This is a genomic window from Nocardia amamiensis (assembly GCF_015477605.1).
Lineage (GTDB): Bacteria > Actinomycetota > Actinomycetes > Mycobacteriales > Mycobacteriaceae > Nocardia > Nocardia amamiensis_A.
Genome location: NZ_JADLQX010000002.1, coordinates 229,992 through 252,315 on the forward strand (window position 1 = coordinate 229,992; position 22,324 = coordinate 252,315).

Annotated in this window: 19 protein-coding genes; 13 read left to right on the forward strand and 6 right to left on the reverse strand. The window is 69.3% G+C overall.

The window, feature by feature from the left end:
• Positions 1–2: 2 nt before the first annotated feature.
• Positions 3–1,133, reverse strand: a complete 1,131-nt coding sequence (locus tag IU459_RS03550; RefSeq protein ID WP_195127981.1) for a phosphotransferase family protein — start codon at positions 1,131–1,133, stop codon at positions 3–5.
• A gap of 251 nt (positions 1,134–1,384) precedes the next feature.
• Between IU459_RS03550 and IU459_RS03555 the strand changes: the two genes are divergently transcribed.
• Positions 1,385–2,746, forward strand: coding sequence for a DoxX family protein (locus tag IU459_RS03555; RefSeq protein ID WP_324198722.1), 1,362 nt, complete (start codon positions 1,385–1,387; stop codon positions 2,744–2,746).
• A gap of 111 nt (positions 2,747–2,857) precedes the next feature.
• Positions 2,858–4,219, forward strand: coding sequence for a DoxX family protein (locus IU459_RS03560; RefSeq protein ID WP_324198723.1), 1,362 nt, complete (start codon positions 2,858–2,860; stop codon positions 4,217–4,219).
• 18 nt (positions 4,220–4,237) lie between these two features.
• On the opposite strand, the gene IU459_RS03565 is transcribed toward IU459_RS03560, so the two are convergent.
• Entirely contained in the window at positions 4,238–4,708 is a 471-nt protein-coding gene (locus IU459_RS03565; protein WP_195127982.1) for a nucleoside deaminase, read from the reverse strand.
• Positions 4,709–5,337: 629 nt separating this feature from the next.
• On the opposite strand from IU459_RS03565, the gene cobA reads away from it, so the two are divergent.
• The gene (gene cobA / locus IU459_RS03570; RefSeq protein WP_195127983.1) at positions 5,338–6,612 is read left to right on the forward strand and encodes a uroporphyrinogen-III C-methyltransferase; all 1,275 of its coding nucleotides are present in this window, start codon (positions 5,338–5,340) and stop codon (positions 6,610–6,612) included.
• Positions 6,613–6,713: 101 nt separating this feature from the next.
• Entirely contained in the window at positions 6,714–8,174 is a 1,461-nt protein-coding gene (locus IU459_RS03575; protein WP_195127984.1) for an MFS transporter, read from the forward strand.
• Positions 8,175–8,288: 114 nt separating this feature from the next.
• Here IU459_RS03575 and IU459_RS03580 read toward each other — a convergent pair whose 3' ends face one another.
• Positions 8,289–8,702, reverse strand: a complete 414-nt coding sequence (locus IU459_RS03580) for a PPOX class F420-dependent oxidoreductase (RefSeq protein ID WP_324198724.1) — start codon at positions 8,700–8,702, stop codon at positions 8,289–8,291.
• Between the two features lie 174 nt (positions 8,703–8,876).
• A complete protein-coding gene (yaaA, locus tag IU459_RS03585) occupies positions 8,877–9,620 on the reverse strand; it encodes a peroxide stress protein YaaA (protein ID WP_195127985.1) in 744 nt (247 codons plus the stop codon).
• Between the two features lie 58 nt (positions 9,621–9,678).
• Between yaaA and IU459_RS03590 the strand changes: the two genes are divergently transcribed.
• Together IU459_RS03590 and IU459_RS03595 are read left to right on the forward strand one after the other, a co-directional pair.
• A complete protein-coding gene (locus IU459_RS03590; protein WP_195127986.1) occupies positions 9,679–11,436 on the forward strand; it encodes a proline--tRNA ligase in 1,758 nt (585 codons plus the stop codon).
• 223 nt (positions 11,437–11,659) lie between these two features.
• On the forward strand, positions 11,660–13,411 hold the full coding sequence (locus IU459_RS03595; RefSeq protein WP_195127987.1) for an acyl-CoA dehydrogenase family protein: 1,752 nt from the start codon (positions 11,660–11,662) through the stop codon (positions 13,409–13,411).
• Between the two features lie 319 nt (positions 13,412–13,730).
• On the opposite strand, the gene IU459_RS03600 is transcribed toward IU459_RS03595, so the two are convergent.
• The gene (locus IU459_RS03600) at positions 13,731–14,165 is read right to left on the reverse strand and encodes a ferritin-like domain-containing protein (RefSeq protein WP_195127988.1); all 435 of its coding nucleotides are present in this window, start codon (positions 14,163–14,165) and stop codon (positions 13,731–13,733) included.
• Positions 14,162–14,674, reverse strand: coding sequence for a hypothetical protein (locus IU459_RS03605; protein WP_195128181.1), 513 nt, complete (start codon positions 14,672–14,674; stop codon positions 14,162–14,164). The genes IU459_RS03600 and IU459_RS03605 overlap by 4 nt, the downstream gene beginning before the upstream one ends.
• 245 nt (positions 14,675–14,919) lie before the next feature.
• Between IU459_RS03605 and rimP the strand changes: the two genes are divergently transcribed.
• The 7 genes from rimP (at position 14,920) to IU459_RS03640 (ending at position 22,090) form a co-directional block, all read left to right on the forward strand.
• Entirely contained in the window at positions 14,920–15,594 is a 675-nt protein-coding gene (gene rimP, locus IU459_RS03610; RefSeq protein ID WP_195127989.1) for a ribosome maturation factor RimP, read from the forward strand.
• Positions 15,591–16,619 (forward strand): transcription termination factor NusA, encoded by a 1,029-nt coding sequence (nusA, locus tag IU459_RS03615; RefSeq protein WP_195127990.1) that lies wholly within the window; start codon positions 15,591–15,593, stop codon positions 16,617–16,619. Before rimP ends, nusA begins: the two co-directional genes overlap by 4 nt.
• Before the next feature lie 122 nt (positions 16,620–16,741).
• Entirely contained in the window at positions 16,742–17,074 is a 333-nt protein-coding gene (locus IU459_RS03620; RefSeq protein WP_067477854.1) for a YlxR family protein, read from the forward strand.
• 108 nt (positions 17,075–17,182) lie between these two features.
• Entirely contained in the window at positions 17,183–20,176 is a 2,994-nt protein-coding gene (gene infB, locus IU459_RS03625) for a translation initiation factor IF-2 (protein WP_195127991.1), read from the forward strand.
• A gap of 79 nt (positions 20,177–20,255) precedes the next feature.
• Positions 20,256–20,546 carry a DUF503 domain-containing protein gene (locus IU459_RS03630; RefSeq protein WP_195127992.1) on the forward strand — a complete coding sequence of 97 codons (291 nt, stop codon included), beginning with the start codon at positions 20,256–20,258 and terminating at the stop codon, positions 20,544–20,546.
• An 85-nt stretch (positions 20,547–20,631) separates the two neighbouring features.
• Positions 20,632–21,075: a 30S ribosome-binding factor RbfA gene (gene rbfA / locus IU459_RS03635; RefSeq protein WP_195127993.1), complete on the forward strand. Its 444-nt coding sequence runs from the start codon at positions 20,632–20,634 to the stop codon at positions 21,073–21,075.
• A gap of 13 nt (positions 21,076–21,088) precedes the next feature.
• Positions 21,089–22,090, forward strand: coding sequence for a DHH family phosphoesterase (locus tag IU459_RS03640; RefSeq protein ID WP_195127994.1), 1,002 nt, complete (start codon positions 21,089–21,091; stop codon positions 22,088–22,090).
• The last annotated feature ends 234 nt before the right edge of the window (positions 22,091–22,324 follow it).

Consider the following 22,324-nt stretch of genomic DNA (forward strand, 5'->3'; position numbering starts at 1 on the left):
GGTCAGTCCCATTCGTAGGTTCCGGCGAGCAGCGCTTCCAAGCCGGCCCGGTGCATGACGTAGTCGTCGCGATCCGGCGTGTCGGTGTCCTCGCCGAAGTGGATCATCCGGCGCTTCACCCTGGCCATCACGATGGCGTGCCGCAACGCTGCGTAGATGAGGTAGAAATCGAGATCGCGCACCGGATAACCCGTCAGGGCTTGGTATTTCGCCACCACGTCGTCGCGGCGGAGGAAGTCGGGCAGGCCCGGTTGGCCGAAACGGGTGGCCAGGTCCTGGAAGAACCGGTGGATGAAGATCACCCAGGCCAGGTCGAGTTCACGCGGCCCGAGCGCGGCCATCTCCCAGTCCAGCACCGCCACCGGATCGAACCCGTGGTAGATGATGTTGCCCGGGCGTGCGTCGCCCCAGCTGAGCACGTCCGGGCCGGGGGCGGTGGGCCAGTGCTCGTCGAGCCACGCGAAACTCCGTTCGATGAGCGGGACCGCGAAGCCGTCGTCGGCGAGCGCCCACCGGTACCACGCGTGTTGCGCCGCGACGTGCCTGCGCAGGGACTGGCCCGGTCCGTTCAGCATCGGGAACCGCGCCGCGGGATCGGGGATGTCGTGGATCTTCGCGATCACCTCGACCGTGTTGTGGGTGAGCTGGAGCCGCTCGGCGGGACTCGCGTCGAACAGCCAGCCGACGAAGACGTACGGCGGGTTGTCCGCGGGCACCCTGCCGTCGACGCGGCGCATCACGAAGAACGGTGTTCCCAGCGGCTTGTCGTCGTTCTCCAGCCAGCACAGCTCGGGCACCGGCACGTCGGTGGCCGCGGCCACGCCCGCCATCACGTGGTACTGCGTGGCAAGGTCGTAGGTCTGGAAGACCGGGAACGATCCGGCCTCCGGCGCCATCCGCGCGACGAACGACCCGCGCTCCGAGCGCCCCGCGGCGCTCCATTCGGCGTCGAACAGGATCGACGTGCTCGACATGCCGCCGGACTGCGGACGCGATAAGCCGGAGACCCGGGGCAGGTGGTCGGCGCCGGTCTTCGCATGCAGCCAGCGGGCGAGATTCTCGGCGAGCGTGTCCAGGTCGCGTTCGCTGACGGTCAGCTGCTGTCGCTGTGCCGGGTCCGGATCGTCGGTCATCTTGTCCTCCTGACACGTGCCGCCCGGGTGCACCACCCGCCCGGGTTACGCGACTGTAACGCGTTCTAGTTGCGTCATGGGCGAAAACCGGACAGGAGTCCCGATGACCGGGACCATTGGCGATCAGCCGGTGGGGTCAGCACGTAGGCCGAAAGATGTACGCGGAACTCCAGGGTTTTCCCTGAGGTCATCCCACCATCCATTCGGATACTTTCGGCTCGCGGAAATCTGTTGGCGAGCGAGGGGTTTGTGTGCGCACGGTCGGAACGAATGTCCTGGATTCTCGCAGCGACGAGGCCCCGCTCGCGGTCGAGCGACGGCCGTGGAGCCTGCCGACCCGGATCGGGTTCCGGTTCGTCTTCGCGTATCTGCTGCTGTTCTGCCTGCTGTTCGCGCAGATCCTCTTCGTGTTTACGGGGATCGTGAGCAAGTGGCTGCCGGACAGCGCGATTTTGTGGCAGATGCGTGCGACGAACCCGCTGACCGGCTGGGTCGGCGAGCACGTCTTCGGAGTCCAAGCCGTTCTGCACGAGGATTCCGGCAGCGGCGATCAAGCCGCCATCTGGGTGCTGATCTGCTGTGAACTCATCGCGGCCACGGTGATCACGGTCGTCTGGTCGGTCCTCGATCGACGCCGTCGCGAGTACACCACACTCGGCGCGTGGTTCGTGCTGTTCATCCGGCTGTGCCTGGGCGGCCAGATGCTCTTCTACGGCATGGCCAAGGCCATCCCGACCCAGATGCCCGCGCCCTCGCTCACCACGCTGCTACAGCCGTACGGGACCATGAGCCCGGCTTCCGTGCTGTGGAACCAGGTCGGGGCCGCGCACTCGTACGAGATCCTGCTCGGCACCGCCGAAGTGCTCGGCGGAGTGCTGCTGTTCGTGCCGCGCACCGCGACGATCGGCGCGATGCTCAGCCTGGTGAGCATGGCGCAGGTCTTTGTGCTGAACATGACCTACGACGTGCCGGTGAAGATCCTCTCGTTCCACTTGCTGCTGCTCTGCCTGGTTGTTCTGGCGCCGCAGGCCCGGCGATTGGCGAATGTGCTCGTGCTGGAACGCCCGTCGGAGCCCGCCACCCAGCCCGCCCTGTTCGGGTCCCGGCGCGCGAACCGTATCGTGGCGGCGCTCCAGGTGGCTCTGGGGCTGTGGATACTGATCGGCGCCGCGCAGATCGGCTGGCAGGCATGGCGCGAGACGAACGGGGCGCCGAAGCCCCCGCTCTACGGCATCTGGACTGTCGGGGAGTTCACCAGCGCGGGGCATCCGGTGCCGCCGCTGCTCACCGACGAGAACCGCTGGCGTCGAGTGATCTTCGACCGGCCCGACGCGAGCGTGCAGAAAATGGACGACTCGTTCATGCCGGTGGTGGCGGAGGTCGACGACACCGCCCACACACTCGTGCTCATGCAGCCGCCGCGATCGCCGGACGCGTCGCCGAACCGCCTGGCGAGTTTCACCTTCACCCAGCCCACCGCGGACACGCTGCTGCTGACCGGCGAGCTGAACGGGACGCCGGTGCGGCTGTCACTGGATCGGGTGGATCTGAACTCGTTCCCGCTGCGCAGCCGCGGATTTCACTGGGTGCAGGAGTATCCGTACTTTCGCTGACCGAGACCTCGCGCCGCTGCGCCGGGTCCGCGGATCCCATCGAAACCCCGAACGGGTCCCGGAACTTTCGGTACCTTCGGTCTGCGTCAACTGGGAGTGAAAGGGACCGCCGTGACCGCGGAAGCGATCCTCGATCGGGCAGACGGCGCCGCGAGCGCCGTGGATCCCGGTACCCGGCCCTGGAGCGGCGCCACCCGCGTGGCGTTCCGCTTCGGTCTTCTGTACTTCGGGCTGTTCTGCCTGGTGTATCCGTCGATCGTGCCGGAGTTTCTCGGCATGGCCCGGCAATGGCTGCCCGACTCGGTCAACTACGGGGTCGCCCGGGCGCTCCGGCCGATCGTCGAGTGGACCGGCACGCGGGTGTTCGGCGCCTCCGTCGCGGCGAACACGGCGTCCATCAGCGGAGATCAGGCCTACTTCTGGGTGCTGGTGTTCGTCGTCGCGGTGGTTGCGGTGGCCGGGACTCTGATCTGGAGCGTGCTGGATCGGAAACGGCCGGACTACCGCGCCGTGCAGCCGTGGTTCCTGCTGTTCCTGCGGTTGTGCCTGGCCGGGCAGATGATCTCGTACGGAATTGCCAAGGCCATCCCGACGCAGATGCCGCCCACACCGCTGAGCCGACTGATCCAGCCGTACGGGGACTTCAGCCCCATGGCGGTGCTCTGGAACCAGATCGGGGTGTCGCAACCGTACGAAATCCTGCTGGGCTGCGCGGAACTGCTCGCTGGAGTGCTGCTGTTCGTGCCGCGCACCGCACTGGTGGGCGCGATGCTGAGCCTGGTGTGCACAACCCAGGTGTTCGTGCTGGACATGACCTACGACGTGCCCGCGAAGATCCTGTCGTTCCACCTCGTGCTGCTGTGCCTGGTGCTGCTCGCGCCGGAGGTCCGGCGCCTGGTGAGCGTGCTGGTGCTGGACCGGCCCACCGGCTCGTCGACGACGCCTCCGCTGTTCCGGACGGCGCGAGCCAACCGATTCGCGGCCGCGGCACAGATCGCGCTCGGGCTGTGGTTGCTGTTATCGAACGCCTACACCGGCTGGGATCGATGGACCGAACAGGGTGCGGGAAAGCCGGAACCTCCGCTGTACGGCATCTGGGCGGTCACCGAATTCAGCGTGGACGGCAAGTCGCTCCCGCCGCTTACCACCGACGAAGTGCGTTGGCAGCGGGTGGTTTTCGATCGCGATGGCGCCGCGGTGCAGCGGATGGACGGCCGGCTGGTCCCGGTGCTCGCGATGGTCGACTCCGACGCCCGCAGCCTGGCCCTGCTCGCGCCGCCGAGCACGATGACCGAGCGACCGGTGGTGATCGGCAGCTTCGGCTTCGACCGGCCCGACCCCGAGCGTTTGACGCTGACCGGCACTATCGCCGGACAGCCGGTGTCGATCGCGCTGACCTCGGTGAACCTGGACGATTTCCCGTTGCGCAGCCGCGGCTTCCACTGGGTCCAGGAGTATCCGTACTTCCGCTGACTGGCGTGGACAGGGAGTTCACGCCTCGAGTTCGTCGGCGACGCCGATGTCCTCGTACCACAGCGCGGGATGCTCGGCGATGAACTGGGTCATCAGGTCGACGCAGCGCCGGTCCTGCAGGACGGTTACCGCGACACCGTGGTCGGCGAGCCAGTCGTGACCGCCGGAGAAGGTCTGCGATTCCCCGACGATCAGCGAGCCGATACCGAATTGGCGAATCAGGCCGCTGCAATACCAGCACGGCGAGAGGGTGGTGACCATGGTCGTGCGGCGGTAGTCGCGCCGCCGCCCGGCCGCCCGGAACGCGTCGGTCTCGGCGTGGACGCTGGGATCCCCGGACTGCACCCGGCGGTTGCGGCCGCGTCCGAGCAGCGTGCCGTCGGCGTCGAAGAGAGCGGCGCCGATCGGGATCCCGCCCTCGGCGAGCCCGTGGAGCGCTTCCTCGTAGGCCACGTCGAGTAGCTCCTGCGCCGGTGTCACCGATGTCATGCGTCCACCTTCCAAGCCGGTCGGTCCGGCCACGACACCGAGTCCGTCGGTGGAGCCGGGTGGGGTGAATGACATATCCGACCGTATGTCACCCGAGGTAGCGTGAGCTACCCATCGCCCCGTCGGCCGCGGTGTGTCGTCGCAGGTCACAGTGGATTGGCCGGGCGCGCCGCGGTCGCTTACGCGAGATCGGGAGCGGATCCACTACTGTCTGGTAACCCATGCGGCGTCGGTCCGCTTGGTGACGCGGGCACGTCGCGGCGTCTCGCGGCGCGCGACCGCTATGCGGGCGGTGGGGTGTGTTCCGGAGTGCGGATACCGGCGATCCCGGCTCGCCCTAGCGTTGCTGCCGCACGAGAGCACGCGTTCACCTATCAGCAGCCCGACGCGGTCACCCTGATCCTCGACGGTCAACTCGGCCGGACGACCCGTCCGCCTGCGCATGGAGCTGGTCGAGAAAGGCAGCTTCCCGCTGATCGCGCGCGGCTTCCACTGGGTTCAGGAGGCGCGCTATCGCCGGTAGGCGGCGACCTTGCTCTCGGTCGTCGGCGCGGCGATCGCGAAACGACGCCGTAGGGGTGGCCGGTCGATTGCCGGTGCCCGGCGGTCAGGCCGTAGGCTCGAAACTTGTGCCGAACACGTCAGACGCAACGCAAGACCAGCCCACCGGCGACCCGAACTACCTGGTCGGGCTCGATCTGCGCGGCCGGCGCGTCGTCGTGGTCGGTGGGGGCACGGTGGCGCAGCGCAGGCTGGGCCTGCTGATCGCCTCCGGTGCGGACGTCCACGTGGTGAGCCGCGCGGTCACGCCCGCGGTCGAGGGCATGGCGACGTCGGGTCAGCTCACCATCGCGCTGCGCGCTTACGCCGACGGCGACCTCGACGGCGCCTGGTATGCCATCGCCTGCACCAACGAGCCGGAGACCAACGCCGCGGTGGTCGCCGAGGCGACGCGGCGGCGGATCTTCTGCGTGCGGGCCGACACGGCGCGACTGGGCACCGCGGTCACCCCCGCCACCGCCCGTTATGACGGACTGACCCTCGGCGTGCTGGCCAGTGGACAACACCGGCGTTCGGCGGCGGTACGCACCGCGCTGCTCGAGGCTCTGCAATCCGGTGTGGTGACCGACGACTCGACGCCGATTACGCCCGGTGTCGCCCTGGTCGGCGGCGGACCTGGCGATCCCGATCTGATCACCGTGCGCGGGCGGCGGTTGCTGGCCAGGGCGGATCTGGTGGTCGCCGACCGGCTCGCTCCCCCCGAACTGCTCGCCGAACTCGGGCCCGAGGTCGAGGTGGTCGACGCCGCGAAGATCCCGTACGGGCGGGCGATGGCGCAGGACGCGATCAACACCGCGCTCATCGAAGGCGCGAAGGCGGGCAAGTTCGTGGTGCGGCTCAAAGGCGGCGACCCATACGTGTTCGGGCGCGGCTACGAGGAGCTGGAAGCCTGCGTCGCGGCCGGGGTACCGGTCACGGTGGTGCCCGGTGTGACCAGCCCCATCGCGGTACCCGCCGCCGCGGGGATCCCGGTGACGCACCGCGGCGTCACCCACGAGTTCGTGGTGGTGAGCGGGCATGTCGCGCCGGACCATCCGGACTCGCTGGTCGACTGGCCCGCACTGGGCCGGCTGCGCGGCACCTTGGTGCTGATGATGGCGGTGGAGCGGATCGAACAGTTCGCCACCGCGCTGCTCGACGGCGGGCGCCCCGCCGATACACCTGTCACGGTCATCCAGGAGGGCACGCTGCGCACCCAGCGCGTGTTGCGCGCCGATCTCGGGACGGTCGCCGGCCGGGTTCGCGCGGAAGGCATCCGTCCACCCGCCATCGTGGTGATCGGCCCCACCGCCGGATTCTCCGCCGCCTCCGCCCCTTCACACGCCGACTCCGCGACGGGGTAGTTCCGTAGACCACCTGCGCCCGATCCGGTGGGCCGCGCGGCGGAGGCGACGGGGAGCATGAATTACAGTTGCTCACTGTGCTTCGGAATCCCGCTGCGACGATGCAGTATCCAGTGACGCAGCGGGCCTTCGGGCTCGCGATCCTAGTGCTGAGCGGGTTGCAGCTCATGGTCGTGCTCGACGGCACGGTCGTGATCTTCGCGCTGCCGCGGCTGCAAGAGGAGATGGGGCTGTCCAGCGCGGGAAGCGCGTGGACGGTGACGTCCTACGGGCTCACCTTCGCGGGCCTGATGCTGCTCGGTGGCAGGCTCGGCGACGCCTTCGGCCGCAAGCGCATGCTGGTCGTCGGCGTGGCGGTGTTCACCTTCGCCTCGCTGCTGTGCGGGCTCGCGCAGAACCAGGGCATGCTGATCGCGGCGCGCGCCTTCCAGGGCGCGGGCGCGGCGGTCGCGGCGCCGACCGCCTTCGCCCTCGTGGCCACCACGTTCGCGCCGGGTAAGGCGCGCAATCAGGCGATCGCGATCGTCGGCTCGATGGTCGGCATCGGCTCGGTGGGCGGCCTGGTGGTCGGCGGCGCGCTGACCCAGCTGTCCTGGCGGTGGATCTTCCTGATCAACGTCCCGATCGGCGCGCTGATCATCCTCGGCGCGGCATACAAACTCGCCGATACCGAGCACCACCGCTCGGCGCTGGACGTGCCCGGTGCGGTGCTGGGCACCATCGCGTGCGCCTCCATCGTGTTCGGCGCCACCGAGGGACCGGAGCTCGGATGGGGGCATCCCGCCATCATCGGCTCGCTGATCGCGGGCGTCGTGCTGCTCATCGTCTTCGTGGCGCTGGAACGGCGTGTGGACGACCCGCTGCTGCCCTGGTCGCTGTTCGACAGCAGGGACCGCGTCGCCACCTTCCTGCTGATCTTCCTCGCGGGCGGCGTGCTGGGTGCGATGACCTTCTTCGTCGCCCAGTTCATGCAGAACGTGATCGGTTACGGCCCGCTCAAGGCGGGCGTGGCGGCGATTCCGTTCACCGTGGGGATCGGTATCGGCGGCGCGGTGGCGTCCAAGGCGGCGCTGTATATCGCGCCCCGCTGGCTGCTCGCGGGTGCGGCCGCGGTGCTGGGCATCGGGTTGCTGTTCGGCTCGACCCTCGACGGCGAGGTGCTGTATTTCGCGACGTTGCTGCCGCTGCTGACGGTGATCGGTTTCGGCGTCGGCATCGCGATGGTGCTCGCGCCGCTGTGTGTGCTGGTCGGCGTGCCCCCGGCGAACATCGGTCCGCTGGCCGCGGTCGGCCAGATGTTCATGAACCTGGCGACGCCGGTCTTCATCGGCCTGCTCACCCCGATCGCCGCCTCGCGCACGCTCTCGCTCGGCGGCAGCACCGGCAAAGTCGCCCGGATGACGCCGGAGGAGATCGCCGCGCTGGGCAACGGCTACACCCTGGTGCTGTTCGTCTGCGCGCTCATCGCCTTCGCGGCCGGACTTGTCGCGCTGACGTTGCGGTTCACACCGCAGCAGCTGGCGAAGGCGCAGCACGCCCAGGAAGAAGCCCAGCAAGCCTGAGATTTGTGTCGGCTGAAGCCTGGCTCGCGGGCGCGCATGTCCAAGCAAGCAACGCCGCGCGTCGGGCCAGAGGAAATTCAGCGCGGCGGGCTAGCACGGCGTCTCAGCGGCCGGTCACAGTCGGCCCGCCACGCGACGCGGTGTGACTCGGACGATGATGCGCGGGCCGTCGTTCACCGACGCCGGGTTGAAATCCGCGTACTTCTTGCCGGTGTACTTCAACGAGAGCTCGTTGGGCAGCGTCTTCTCCGGGTCCGGGGTGATCGTGGCGTTGCCCCTGATCTCCGCGTAGACATACGGGTTGTCCGGGGGATTGATCAGCACCGTGATCTTCGGGTCGCGCGCGAGGTTCTTGCCCTGCTGGCGGTCGGCCGTGGTGGAGAACAGCAGATCGTCGCCGTCGCGCTTCAGCCAGATCACGGTGAGGTGCGGTTGCCCGTTCGGCCCGACCGTGGCGGCGGTGGCGAACACCCGCTCCTCGTCCAGGTACTTCTTCAGGTCATCGGAAAGCACAGCGGTACTGGTCACGTTTGGAGCGAACAATGCGGTGCGCCAGGGCATTCCCGCATCAGGCTGGTCCACCTCACCGCGTCCCACGACCCGGCGGCCGACGACCCTAACGGCAATGTGCTCTGCAACGCGGACCTGGCGATCCTCGCCGCCGACGCCTCCGGCTACGCCGCGTACACGCAGGCGGTTTAGTCAGGTGATGATCAACAGCTCAGTGGGTGAGGCGATCTCGGTACGCAATCCGGCTTTGGCCGCCACCCGCGCCACCCCGCGCACATCCCCCGGTTCGGCCCGAGTGAGCACGAGGGCGCGAGCGAGCAGGCCCTTGTGGTGCTTGTTGAAGTGACTCACCACCGTGCGTGACCCGTCCGGATGCTCGGTGAGCACGTTCGCGGTGACCGCGCCGGGAACCCGGCCCAGCTGCTGATAGGTGCCCGAGCGCAGATCGACGACGAGCTCGCCCGCGGCCTCGGCGTGCAGCGCTGCGGCCAGCTCGTCGCGCCAGACGGCCGAAAGAGTAGGCAAGCCGGGCAATTTGGAGCCGCCGGAGAGCCGGTAGGCGGGAATCGGGTCACCCGCGCGGACCGCGCCGAACAGGGCCGAACCGATGCCGAGCCGGGCGTACGCCTTTGCCCGTTGGATTTTCGTGAACGAGCGCGCGTCCAGCGCGTCATAGAGGACACCGGTGTAGCGCTCCAGCGCGGGCCGGGTCGGCGACGTGCGCAGCGCCGCATTCCGGGCGATCTCGCCGTCGGCGCCCTTGCCGAGCCCGAGCGCCGCGCGGGCGCGGTCCGGGTCGGCCGCCAAACGCACCACTTCCTCGACCAGCCGCGCGCGCACCGCCGTGAGCTGCGGCATCGCCAGCGCGTCCAGCGCGAGAGGCGCTCCGGCGCCGCCGTCGGACTTGGTTTCGGAGGGAGGCAGCAGCACCAGCACGAACGAATACGGTAATGCGCTGTGAGCAGCGTCGGGCCAGCGACTACCCTGTGCTTCCGTGATCACCCGCCTCTCCCGCCTGTTCCTGCGAACCCTGCGCGACGATCCCGCCGACGCGGAGGTGCCCAGCCACAAACTCTTGGTCCGCGCCGGCTACGTGCGCCGCGTCGCCCCGGGTGTCTACTCGTGGCTGCCGCTCGGCCTGCGCGTGCTGCGCAAGGTCGAGGACGTGGTTCGCGAGGAGATGGACGCGATCGGCGCCCAGGAGATCTCGCTACCCGCGCTGCTGCCCCGCGACCCGTACGAGACCACCAACCGGTGGACCGAGTACGGCGACGGCCTGTTCCGGTTGCGCGACCGCAAGGGCGCGGACTACCTGCTCGGCCCGACCCACGAGGAGCTCTTCGCGCTCACCGTGAAGAGCGAGTACAGCTCCTACAAGGACCTTCCGGTCACGCTGTACCAGATCCAGACCAAGTACCGCGACGAGGAACGTCCCCGCGCCGGCATCCTGCGCGGGCGCGAGTTCGTCATGAAGGACTCCTACTCCTTCGACCTCGACGAGGACGGCCTCAAAGCCAGCTACGACGCGCACCGGCAGGCCTACCAGCGCATCTTCGACCGGCTGCGGGTCAAGTACGTCATCGTGGCGGCCACCTCGGGCGCGATGGGCGGCAGCGCGTCGGAGGAATTCCTGGCCGACAGCCCGGTCGGCGAGGACACCTACGTGCGCTGCCTGGAATCCGGCTACGCGGCCAACGTGGAGGCGGTGGTCACGCCCGCTCCCGAGCCGCTGCCGATCGAGGGCAGGCCTGCCGCGGTCGTGCACGACACCCCGGACACCCCCACCATCGCGACGCTGGTCGACTGGGCCAACAGCGCCGGCCTCGCCGAGCACTACGGCCGCCCGGTCACCGCGGCCGACACGCTGAAGAACGTCATGGTCAAGCTGCGGCACCCGGACGGGAAGACCGAGATCATCGGCATCGGCGTCCCCGGCGACCGTGAGGTGGACGACAAGCGCCTCGGCGCCTCGGTCGAACCGGCCGAGGTGGAGTTGCTCACCGACGCCGATTTCGCCGAGAACCCATTCCTGGTGAAGGGCTACATCGGTCCGAAAGCATTGCAGACCAATGGTATTCGCTACCTTGTCGACCCCCGTGTCGGCACCGGGACGAGCTGGATCACCGGCGCCGACGAACCGGGCAAGCACGTCGTCGGACTGGTGGCCGGACGGGACTTCACGCCCGACGGCACCATCGAGGCGGCCGAGGTCCGCGACGGCGATCCCTCGCCGGACGGGCGCGGAGCGTTGGTGGCGGCGCGCGGCATCGAGATCGGCCACATCTTCCAGCTCGGCAACAAGTACACCGACGCGTTCGAGGTGGACGTGCTCGGCGAGAACGGCAAGCCGGTCCGGCTGACCATGGGCTCCTATGGCATCGGTGTCTCGCGCATGGTCGCGGTGATCGCCGAACAGCAGCACGACGAGAAGGGGCTGCGCTGGCCCGCCGCCGTCGCGCCGTACGACGTGCACGTCGTCATCGCGAACAAGGACGACGCGGCACGCGCCGGCGCCGAAGAGGTGGTCGCCGGACTGCACGCCCAAGGCTTGGACGTGCTCTTCGACGACCGCACCGCCTCGCCCGGCGTGAAGTTCAAGGACGCCGAACTGCTCGGCATGCCGCTGGTCCTGGTGATCGGCCGCGGCTGGGCCGAGGGCAAGGTCGAACTGCGCGATCGCTTCACCGGCGAGACCGAGGAACTCCCTGCCGCGGCGGCGGTGGACGCGGTGGTGGCCAAAGTTCGCCGCTGACCGGCTGCGCCGCCTCCCCATTTCCGACGACCCCCTGACGCAGTGCGTCAGGGGGTCGGTCGCTTATGGCACCCGCGGGATGCGGCCTGGGGGCTACTCGAAGCGGGCAACACGAGGCAACCAACGGGGCGGCGGTCACCTACGCAACCGTAGCCTGAATTTGCTGGTCATAAATCCGCGTACCTGGTCCACGCTGCGATTACCCGCTGGTAAGTTAACCGCCATGGGAAACACAGACGCGCGGTTGTTCAACCCCGCCAGCTATGATCCGCAGCAGTTCGACGCCGAGACGCGGCGGCTGTTGCGCGCCACCATCGAGTGGTTCGAAGGCCGGGGCAAGCAGCGTCTGCTCGCCGACGACGCGAACGCGGTGTGGACCGCCGACTTCCTCGACTTCGTGAAGAAGGAGAAGTTGTTCGCGACCTTCCTGACCCCTGCGGCCTACGCCGACGGCGACCCGAACCGCCGGTGGGACGCGGCACGCAACGCGGCGCTGTCGGAGATCTTCGGCTTCTACGGTCTGGCCTACTGGTACGCCGAGCAGGTCACCATCCTCGGCCTCGGCCCGATCTGGCAGAGCGGCAACGAGGACGCCAAGAAGCGCGCGGCCGCCGATTTGTCCGCGGGCGAGGTGATGGCGTTCGGTCTGTCCGAGCAGACGCACGGCGCCGACATCTACAACACCGACCTGGTGCTGACGCCCACCGAACCCGGCAGCGCCGATGCCGAGGCCGGAATCCTGTTCCGCGCCAACGGCGAGAAGTACTACATCGGCAACGGCAACGTGGCCAGCATGGTGTCGGTTTTCTCCCGTCGCGCCGACCTGGAGGGGGCGGATGGCTACGTCTGGTTCGCCGCCGATTCGCGCCACGACAACTACCGTCTGCTCGGCAATGTCGTGCACCAGCAGATGTACGTCAGCACGTTCCGCCTGGAGAACTACCCGGTGCGCGCCGAGGACATCCTGCACACCGGGCCCGAGGCGTTCTCCGCGGCGCTGAACACCGTCAACGTGGGCAAGTTCAACCTCTGCCACGGCGGCATCGGCATGGTCGAGCACTCGTTCTACGAGGCGATCACGCATGCCAACAACCGCATCCTCTACGGCAACCCGGTCACCGATTTCCCGCACGTGCGCACGAACTTCGTCGACGCCTACGCGCGCATCCTCGCGATGAAGCTGTTCAGCGACCGCGCCGTCGACTACTTCCGCAGCGCGAGCCTGGAGGACCGCCGCTATCTGCTGTTCAACCCGATGACGAAGTCCAAGGTGACCTCCGAGGGCGAGACCGTCATGACGCTGCTGCTGGACGTGCTGGCCGCCAAGGGTTTCGAGAAGAACACCTACTTCGCCGAGGTGCAGCGGCTGATCAACACCCTGCCCCGGTTGGAGGGCACGGTGCACGTGAACGTCGGGCAGATCCTGAAGTTCATGCCGAACTACCTGTTCAACCCGCAGGACTACCCGGAGATCGAGACCAGGCAGGACGCGGCCGACGACGAGTTCTTCTGGCGGCAGGGCCCGGCGCGGGGCGCGGGCAAGGTGCGGTTCGCGGACTGGACGCCGAGCTACGACAAGCACGCCGACATCCCCAATGTCGGCCGGTTCTACGAGCAGGCGCAGGCGCTGCGCACGCTGTTGACCACGGCGGCGCCGGACGCCGAGCAGCAGAAGGACCTGGACTTCATGCTGACCATCGGCCACCTGTTCTCGCTGGTGGTCTACGGCCAGCTGATCCTGGAGCAGGCCGCGATCACCGGGCTGGACCGCGATCTGATCGACCAGATCTTCGACTTCCAGATCCGCGATTTCAACGCCTACGCCACCGCGCTGTACGGCAAGCCGTCGGCCACCCCGGACCAGCAGGGCTGGGCCGCGGCCGCGCTGCGGCCTCCGGTCGCCGACCGTCCGCGCTTCGACCGGGTGTGGGCCGAGGTGGTGTCCTACGACGGCGCCTACGAAATGCGTCCGTAGTCGAGGCGTTCGAGCTGAACGGCGGTCCGGGTTGCCCGGACCGCCGATCGGGCAGCTCGTAGGGCGCTGCACGTCCGGTATCGATCGGCCGACGCGATGGCAGTGGACGTCGAATTCGGCGTGCACGGCTGGGCGTGGTCACCACGGTCGGGTCGGCATGGTTCTTCGGACGCGACGAGCATCCTGCGACGCGCGATGAGCATCCCGACCCTCGTCGCATTCGGCAGCTGCGCACGCCGCCCGGCCTGCTCGGAGCTCACCGCTCGGCACGGACCGGGCGATGCGCGGCCGTGTCGGCCCCACGGGCCGCGCAGCGCGGTCAGGCTTTGCCGGGGAACGCGACGGTCGGCGGGTCGGCGCCGAGGATCGATTGCCAGGTCGCCAGCCGGACAGCGGCGTCGGTGAGCGCGTCGACACCCGTGCGGCGGACGGTCGCGGACGCACCGCGCTCGACTACCGCTCGCCAGGCGATCGCGGTGTCGGACTCGACCGTCGCGGCCAGCCGGGCGGCCGAGATCGGATCGGTGACCGGGAACGGCACGGTGTAGGCGGCGCCGGGCGGCGGCACCGTCGCACCGTCCGCGGCGAGCGCGTCGGCGGTGGTGTCGCGCCGGGCGCGGTGTGCTGCGGTGTGCTCGGCGATGAGTCTGGTGCGTTCGGGCGAGGCGTGCGCGGCGATCACGCCGTAGGCGTATACCGCGCCGTATTCGGCATTCAACGCCTCCAGCAGCGCCTGGCGTTCGGCTTCGGTCATGCCAGCAACACCCCCGCCTGAGCCGCGCAGGCGGCGCTGATCGAGGCGAGCAGCCCGGCGCGATATCCGGACAGTGCGCGGGCCAGGTCGGCGGCCGATTTCTGGGACGCGGCGAGCTGGGAGCGCAGCGCATCGATGCTCGGCGGCGCGGTAGGCGGAACGGCGCTGCCTGCGGCCACGGCGGACGGCCCTGGGCCATTGGCGCGGGTTCGGTGCACCGGTGTGGTTCCGTCGGCGTATACGCCGATCACGCGGTCGATCTCGGTGCGCAGCGCGTCGGCGTGCGCGGTGCGCTCGGCCGCTATCACGTTGAGGGCCGCGTGCCGTTCCGGTGCGACGGCGATGGCCGCGGACGCGGCGGCGGCATCGGCACGAGCCAGAATCTCCTGTGCGGCAAGCGGATCCGGTTCGTGGATCACTTCCTTTTCGGCGCAGCCCGCCAGCGCGCCGAGGGTGAGGATGCCGACCGTTCCTCCGCCCGCGAGGCGTAGCGCGCTGCGTCGGTCCAGGGCGGCGAGGCGGGGCTCGTGCCGGTCGGAGGGAATGCCGGAAGTGCACCCGGCACGCGGCGGGGCGGGAAGGCGGATGGGCACGGCACCATCGTGCCAGATTCGTGGCACGCCACCGGACGAGGCGTCGGCCGTGGCGCGCGTACTCCTCGACCAGTGGTCCTTTACACTCTCGTGGCGCGTTACGCTAGACCTTCGGTAGAGAAATTTCCCGCCGCGTCACAACTGAACCAGGAGCCGCCCACATGCCGATGCCGACCGAGGAAAGGGTGAGCCAGCTCGTTGCTGGTCTCGTCGAACGCCGAGGATTCGATCTGGAGGGCGTCGAGATCTCGACGGCGGGCAAGCGCGCGGACGCGCAGGCTCGGGTGCAGGTGATCGTGGACAGCGACGCGTCCGATCTGGATTCGATCGCTACGCTCAGCGCGGAGTTGTCGGCGCGGCTGGACGACGCGGGAGATTTCGGCGAGACGCCCTACCTCCTGGAAGTGACGACTCCGGGCACCGATCGCCCGCTGACCGCCGACCGGCACTGGCACCGCGCCCGGGGGCGGAAGGTGCGCGTCGCACTGCGCGACGGCGTCCAGCCGCCGGAGGGGGCGGCGACCTTCGAAGCCAGAGTCGGCGCGCTCACCGGCGATTCGGTGGCGCTGGTGCTGGGCGGCAAACACGACCCACACCGGGTGACGGTTCCGCTCGCCGACATCGCCAGCGCTGTGGTCCAAGTGGAGTTCTCCCCGCCGGGCGCGCGGGAGCTGGAACTCGCCGGCGGAGTCGTTCCGGGACGACCCGCTCCGGGCCAGGAAGACGCGGTGGATGTCGCCGACGCGGCGCAGAGCAGTCCCGCTAGAGCAACACCGAATGCACGACACCAATCCATAACAGCGTCCGATTCGCCGACCGAAGGGATCGTGGAATGAACATCGAAATCGAAGCCCTGCGCGCGATCGTCGCCGACAAGGGGATCTCGATCGAGACCGTGATCTCCGCGATCGAGTCGGCGCTGCTGACGGCGTACCGCCACACCGAGGGGCATCAGCCCAACGCGCGCATCGACATCAACCAGCGGACCGGCGTGGTCCGGGTGATGGCGCGTGAGCTGGACGCCGACGGCAACGTGATCTCCGAATGGGACGACACCCCGGAGGGGTTCGGCCGGATCGCGGCGACCACGGCCAGGCAGGTCGTGCTGCAGCGGCTGCGTGACGCGGAGAACGAGAAGTCCTTCGGCGAGTTCTCCACCCATGAGGGCGACATAGTCGGCGGCGTGGTGCAGCGCGACGCGCGCGCCAACGCCCGCGGCACGGTCGTCGTGCGCATCGGCAGCGAGTTGCACGGCGCGGAGGGACTGATCCCGCCCGCCGAACAGGTGCCCGGCGAGACCTATGAGCACGGCGATCGGATCAAGTGCTACGTCGTCGGCGTCTCGCGTGGTCAGCGTGGCCCCCAGATCACCTTGTCGCGCACCCACCCCAACCTGGTGCGGCGACTGTTCGCGCTGGAGGTACCCGAGATCGCCGACGGCTCGGTGGAGATCGTCGCCGTGGCGCGGGAGGCGGGACACCGTTCCAAGATCGCCGTGCGCAGCGCCGTGCCCGGCGTCAACGCGAAGGGCGCCTGCATCGGCCCGATGGGCCAGCGGGTGCGCAACGTGATGAGCGAGCTGGCCGGCGAGAAGATCGACATCATCGACTACGCCGACGACCCGGCGACGTTCGTCGGCAACGCGCTCTCGCCGTCGAAAGTGGTTTCGGTCACGATCGTCGACGCCGAGGCGCGCGCGGCCCGCGTCGTGGTGCCCGATTTCCAGCTTTCGCTGGCCATCGGCAAGGAGGGGCAGAATGCCCGCCTGGCCGCGCGGCTGACCGGTTGGCGCATCGATATCCGCAGCGATGCCGCGCCTGACATGGGCGGATCCCTCCGGACGGAGGCGCATCGGAGTTGACCGGAACCCGCCAGCGGAGTGCTCGGGATGACAGGTTCGTAACTTCCGCGGGGGAGGGGTTCGGCGTTCCGAGCGTGGCAGCGGTAGAGTGGTCCAAGGTTCAGTCCGAGCCTTCGGCACTGATGCCCGATCGCACCACCGAGCAACACGCGGCGCCCCGGCGCCGGGCGGCTCCCGTGCGGACGTGTATCGGGTGCCGGAAGCGCGAGCTGGCCGTCGATCTGTTGCGGATCGTGGCTCGGGATCGTGAGACCGGTGACGGCTCTCACGTCATCGAGATCGTTCCCGATCCGCGGCGCAGACTTCCCGGACGGGGTGCCTGGCTGCACCCCTTTTCGGCTTGTCTGAGCACGGCAGAGCGGCGCCGAGCCATCGGCAGAGCACTACGAGTGTCCGGACATCTGGATATCTCAGCCCTGGAGCATTACCTCGAGAACAGGCACGAGCACTCATGAGCACACCGTGAAGTACCAACGATGAACGTCCATCGGAGATAACCCGAGGTCGTGCGGGCCTCCGTCGTCAAGACGGTGGCGCTGCTCGGCCTCTCAGTGAGGAGAGCAGTGGCAGGCAAGGCCCGCGTGCACGAGTTGGCCAAAGAACTCGGTGTCACGAGCAAGGAACTACTCGCAACGCTCAAGGAGCAAGGCGAGTTCGTGAAGTCCGCGTCGTCGACGGTGGAAGCTCCCGTCGCGCGCAGGCTGCGTGAGTCGTTCGCGGCGAAGTCCGCCCCGTCGAACGGCACCAAGCCGGGTGCACGCCCCGGTCCGTCGTCGTCGGCCCGTCCGTCCGCGAAGCCCGCGGGCGGTGGCCCTCGCCCCGGCCCGCGTCCGTCGGCTCCGGCGCCTACTCCGGCGCCCGCGGCGCAGGAGACCCCTCGTCCCGCCGCGCGTACCGGCGAATCCCCGGCCGTGAAGCCGGGTCCGGCCGCGCGCCCGGGACCGGCTCCGGCCCCGAAGCCCGCAACGCGGGAATCGGTCGCTCCGGCCGCCGCGGCGTCCGCGGGCGCGACGGCACCGGCCCCGGCTGGTCCGCGCCCGACGCCGGGCGGTCCGCGTCCAGGTCAGCAGCAGCGTCCCGGCGCCCCCACGCCGGGTGGCCCGCGTCAGGGTGGCCCTACTCCCGGTCCCCGTCCCGGGCCGAAGACCCCGCGCGTCGGCAACAACCCCTATTCGTCGGCTCCTGAGCGTCCCGCGCCGCGTCCGGCCGGTGGGCCGCGCCCGGGTCCCGCGCAGGGTGGTCCGCGTCCCGGTCCGGCGCAGGGCGGTCCGCGTCCCGGCCCGGCCCAAGGCGCTCGTCCGACCCCCGGTCAGGGTGGTCCGCGTCCCGGCGGTCCGCGGCCGAGCCCCGGCTCGATGCCCCCGCGCCCGAACCCCGGCGCGATGCCGTCGCGTGCGGCGCGTCCGGGTGGCGCGGGCGGTCCCGGCGCAGGTCGTCCGGGTCGTCCCGGTGGAGCGGGCGCCGGTCGTCCCGGCGGCGGTGGCGGCGGCGGCGGTTACCGCGGCGGTGGCGGCGGTGCTCCCGGTGCGGGCACCGGTGCGCCCGGTGCCGGTGGTGGTGCGGCCGGTGGCTTCCGTGGTCGTCCCGGTGGCGGCGGTGGCGGCGGCGGTCGTCCCGGTGGTCCCGGCGGGCGCGGTGGCGCGGCCGGCGCGTTCGGCCGTCCCGGTGGCGCGCCCAGGCGTGGCCGCAAGTCGAAGCGGCAGAAGCGGCAAGAGTACGACTCGATGCAGGCGCCCGCCGTCGGCGGCGTGCGGCTGCCGCGCGGCAACGGCGAGATCATCCGGCTCGCCCGCGGCGCCTCGCTGTCGGACTTCGCGGAGAAGATCGACGCGAACCCGGCCGCGCTGGTCCAGGCCCTGTTCAACCTGGGCGAGATGGTCACCGCGACCCAGTCGGTGAACGACGAGACCCTCGAGCTGCTCGGCAGCGAGATGAACTACGTCGTGCACGTGGTCAGCCCCGAGGACGAGGACCGCGAGCTGCTGGAGTCGTTCGACCTGACCTACGGCGAGGACGAGGGCGGCGAGGAAGACCTCGAGCAGCGTCCGCCGGTGGTGACCGTCATGGGTCACGTCGACCACGGTAAGACCCGACTGCTGGACACCATCCGCAAGGCCAACGTCCGAGAGGGCGAGGCAGGCGGCATCACCCAGCACATCGGCGCCTACCAGGTGCTCACCCACCTGGGCGACGACAACCGGCTGATCACCTTCATCGACACCCCGGGTCACGAGGCGTTCACCGCCATGCGTGCCCGCGGTGCGAAGGCCACCGACATCGCGATCCTGGTGGTCGCCGCCGACGACGGCGTCATGCCGCAGACGGTGGAGGCGATCAACCACGCGCAGGCGGCCGACGTGCCGATCGTGGTCGCGGTCAACAAGATCGACAAGGAAGGCGCGAACCCGGAGAAGATCCGGCAGCAGCTGACCGAGTACAACCTGGTGGCCGAGGAGTACGGCGGCGACACCATGTTCGTCGACATCTCCGCCAAGCAGGGCACCAACATCGAAGCACTGCTCGAGGCGGTCCTGCTCACCGCGGACGCCGCCCTCGACCTGCGGGCGAACCCGGACATGGACGCGCAGGGTGTGGCCATCGAGGCGCACCTCGACCGCGGCCGCGGCCCGGTCGCCACAGTGCTGGTGCAGCGCGGCACGCTGCGCGTCGGCGACTCGATCGTCGCGGGCGACGCCTACGGTCGCGTGCGGCGCATGGTCGACGAGCACGGCGAGGACGTGGACGCGGCGCTGCCGTCGCGGCCGGTCCAGGTCATCGGCTTCACGTCGGTTCCCGGCGCCGGTGACAACCTGCTCGTCGTGGACGAGGACCGGATCGCGCGGCAGATCGCCGACCGGCGCAACGCGCGCAAGCGCAACGCGCTGGCCGCACGCAGCCGCAAGCGGATCAGCCTGGAAGATCTGGATGCCGCGCTGAAGGAAACCAGCGAGCTGAACCTGATCCTCAAGGGCGACAACTCCGGTACCGTCGAGGCCCTCGAAGAGGCGCTGCTCGGTATCCAGGTGGACGACGAGGTGCGGCTGCGGGTTATCGACCGCGGTGTCGGTGGCGTCACCGAAACCAATGTCAATCTGGCGTCGGCGTCGAACGCGATCATCATCGGGTTCAACGTCCGCGCCGAGGGCAAGGCGACCGAGCTGGCCAACCGCGAGGGCGTCGACATCCGGTACTACTCGGTGATCTACCAGGCCATCGATGAGATCGAGAAGGCCCTCAAAGGCATGCTCAAGCCGATCTACGAAGAGGTCGAGCTGGGTCGCGCCGAGATCAGGGCGATCTTCCGCTCGTCGAAGGTCGGCAACATCGCCGGTTGCATGGTCACCTCGGGTTCGGTCAAGCGCAACGCCAAGGCGCGCCTGCTCCGCGACAACATGGTGATCGCCGAGACGATGACGATTTCCTCGCTGAAACGGGAGAAGGACGATGCCGTCGAGGTCCGCGAGGGCTACGAATGCGGTATGACGGTCACCTACTCCGACATCAAGGAAGGCGACATCATCGAGGCCTACGAGCTGCGCGAGAAGCCGCGCGACTGATAGACCGAGACGAGTCCGGACGCCGCGCCGTGTGTGCGCGGCGTCCGGGCCGGTCGTCCCGATTACTGGAGGGGTGTCGGTGTACCTGGGTGCACTGGAGTTCGACGTGCTGCTCGGCGATGTGCATTCACTGAAACAGAAGCGTTCGGTGATCCGGCCGGTCCTGGCCGAATTGCAGCGCTTCGGCGTGAGTGCGGCCGAAGGCGGGGACCATGATCTCTACCGTCGCTCACTGCTGGGCGTCGCTATGGTCAGCCCGGGAATGGACCACCTGACCGAGGTGCTGGACAGATGTGAACGGCACGTCGCGGCCCGTCCGGAGTTACAGTTGCTGGCGGTGCGCCGCCGGATCTTCGGACCCGAAGACTGACCGTGGCGCCGGACACCGCGCGAGCGATGGGCACGGCGGTCTCCGGCCGCCATCGAACAGAGTGAGTAGTGAGGAGGAAACGGCCATGGTGGACCAAGCCAGGGCACGCCGACTCGCCAAGCGGATTTCCTCGATCGTGGCCACCGCGATCGAGTACGAGGTGAAGGATCCGCGGCTGCGTTTCGTGACCATCACCGACGCCAAGGTGACGGGCGATCTCCGCGAGGCGACGGTGTACTACACCGTGATGGGCGAAACTCTCGACGCCGAACCGGATTACGAAGGTGCGGCCGCCGGTCTGGCGAAAGCCAGGGGTGTGTTGCGCTCCAAGGTGGGTGCGGGAACCGGGGTGAAGTTCACCCCGTCGCTGGCGTTCGTACTGGACACCGTGCCCGACGCGGCGCGGCAGATGGAGGAACTGCTCGCCAAGGCGCGGGCCGCGGACGACGCGGTCGCCAAGGTGGCCGCCAACGCCAGGCCCGCGGGCGACGCCGACCCCTACAAGGTCGAACGCGACACCGACGAGTGACATACGGTAGTCGATGACGACAATGCGGGAAACGGCCGACCTGGAAGCGGCCGTGGCGGCGCTGGACGCGGCGCGCTCGGTGACCATCCTCTGCCATGTGCAGCCCGATGCGGACACCATTGGAAGCGGTCTGGCGCTGGCGCTGGTCCTGCATCGGCGCGGGACTGCGGTGCAGGTGTCGTTCGCCGAACCGGCCGAGTTGCCTTTCTCGATGCGGTCGTTGCCGGGTGTGCGGCATCTGGTGGCGCCCGCGGAGGTGCGCGCCGAGGTGGACCTGCTCGTCACGGTCGACTGCGGTAGCGCGACGCGGCTCGGCGTGCTCGCCGACCGATTGCCTGGCGCAGCAACGACAATGGTGATCGATCACCATCGGTCGAATACCCGCTTCGGCGCCATCAACGTGGTCGATTCCGCTGCCGAGTCCACGACGAGCGTGATCGCGCGGCTACTCGACGCCTGGCGCGTGCCGATCGATCCGGACGTGGCGCATTGCCTCTACGCCGGTCTGGTCACCGACACCGGCTCGTTCCGGTGGGTGCGGCCGGGTACCCACGAACTTGCCGAGCGCCTGCTGTCGACGGGAATCGATGGCGCGGAGATCGCCCGCACCTTGCTGGACACGCACCCGTTCGGGTGGCTGTCGATGCTGTCGCGAGTGCTGGGGACCGCGCGGCTGGTGCCGGACGCGCGCGGCGGCGTCGGGCTGGTGTACGCGTTCGTGCACCGCGACGACGTCGACGGGGTGCGGTCGGAGGAGGTCGAGAGCGTCATCGATATCGTGCGTACGACCGCGGAAGCGGGAATCGCCGCGGTATTCAAGCAATCCCACGGCGTGCCCGATCGGTGGACGGTGTCGCTCCGTTCGCGCGACACCGGGGTCTCGGTGGGCGACGGCGTGGACGTGGCGGAGGTGGCCACGGCGCTGGGCGGCGGCGGCCACCGTTTCGCCGCCGGATACACCGCGTACGGTACGCCCGAGGAGCTGGTCGCCGCGCTGCTGGCCGCGCTCGGGTGACGGTGTTCTCCGGCATCGGTCGGCACGAAGCACGCCACCACGAAAGTCGTTCGGCACTAAGCGATGTCGTGTCCTTTGATATGCCCGGTGCATACCTGAAGCCGTCGATCCCCGTCGCCGGACCCTTGCGGTGTCCGGGTCCGCGGCTGCGTGGCGAAGGGCCGGGGCGGGGTCCCGCCCGCCGGACGGAGCAGCTCGCTTCGCGCGTGTGCGCAGGTCCGCGCGAAATCGGCG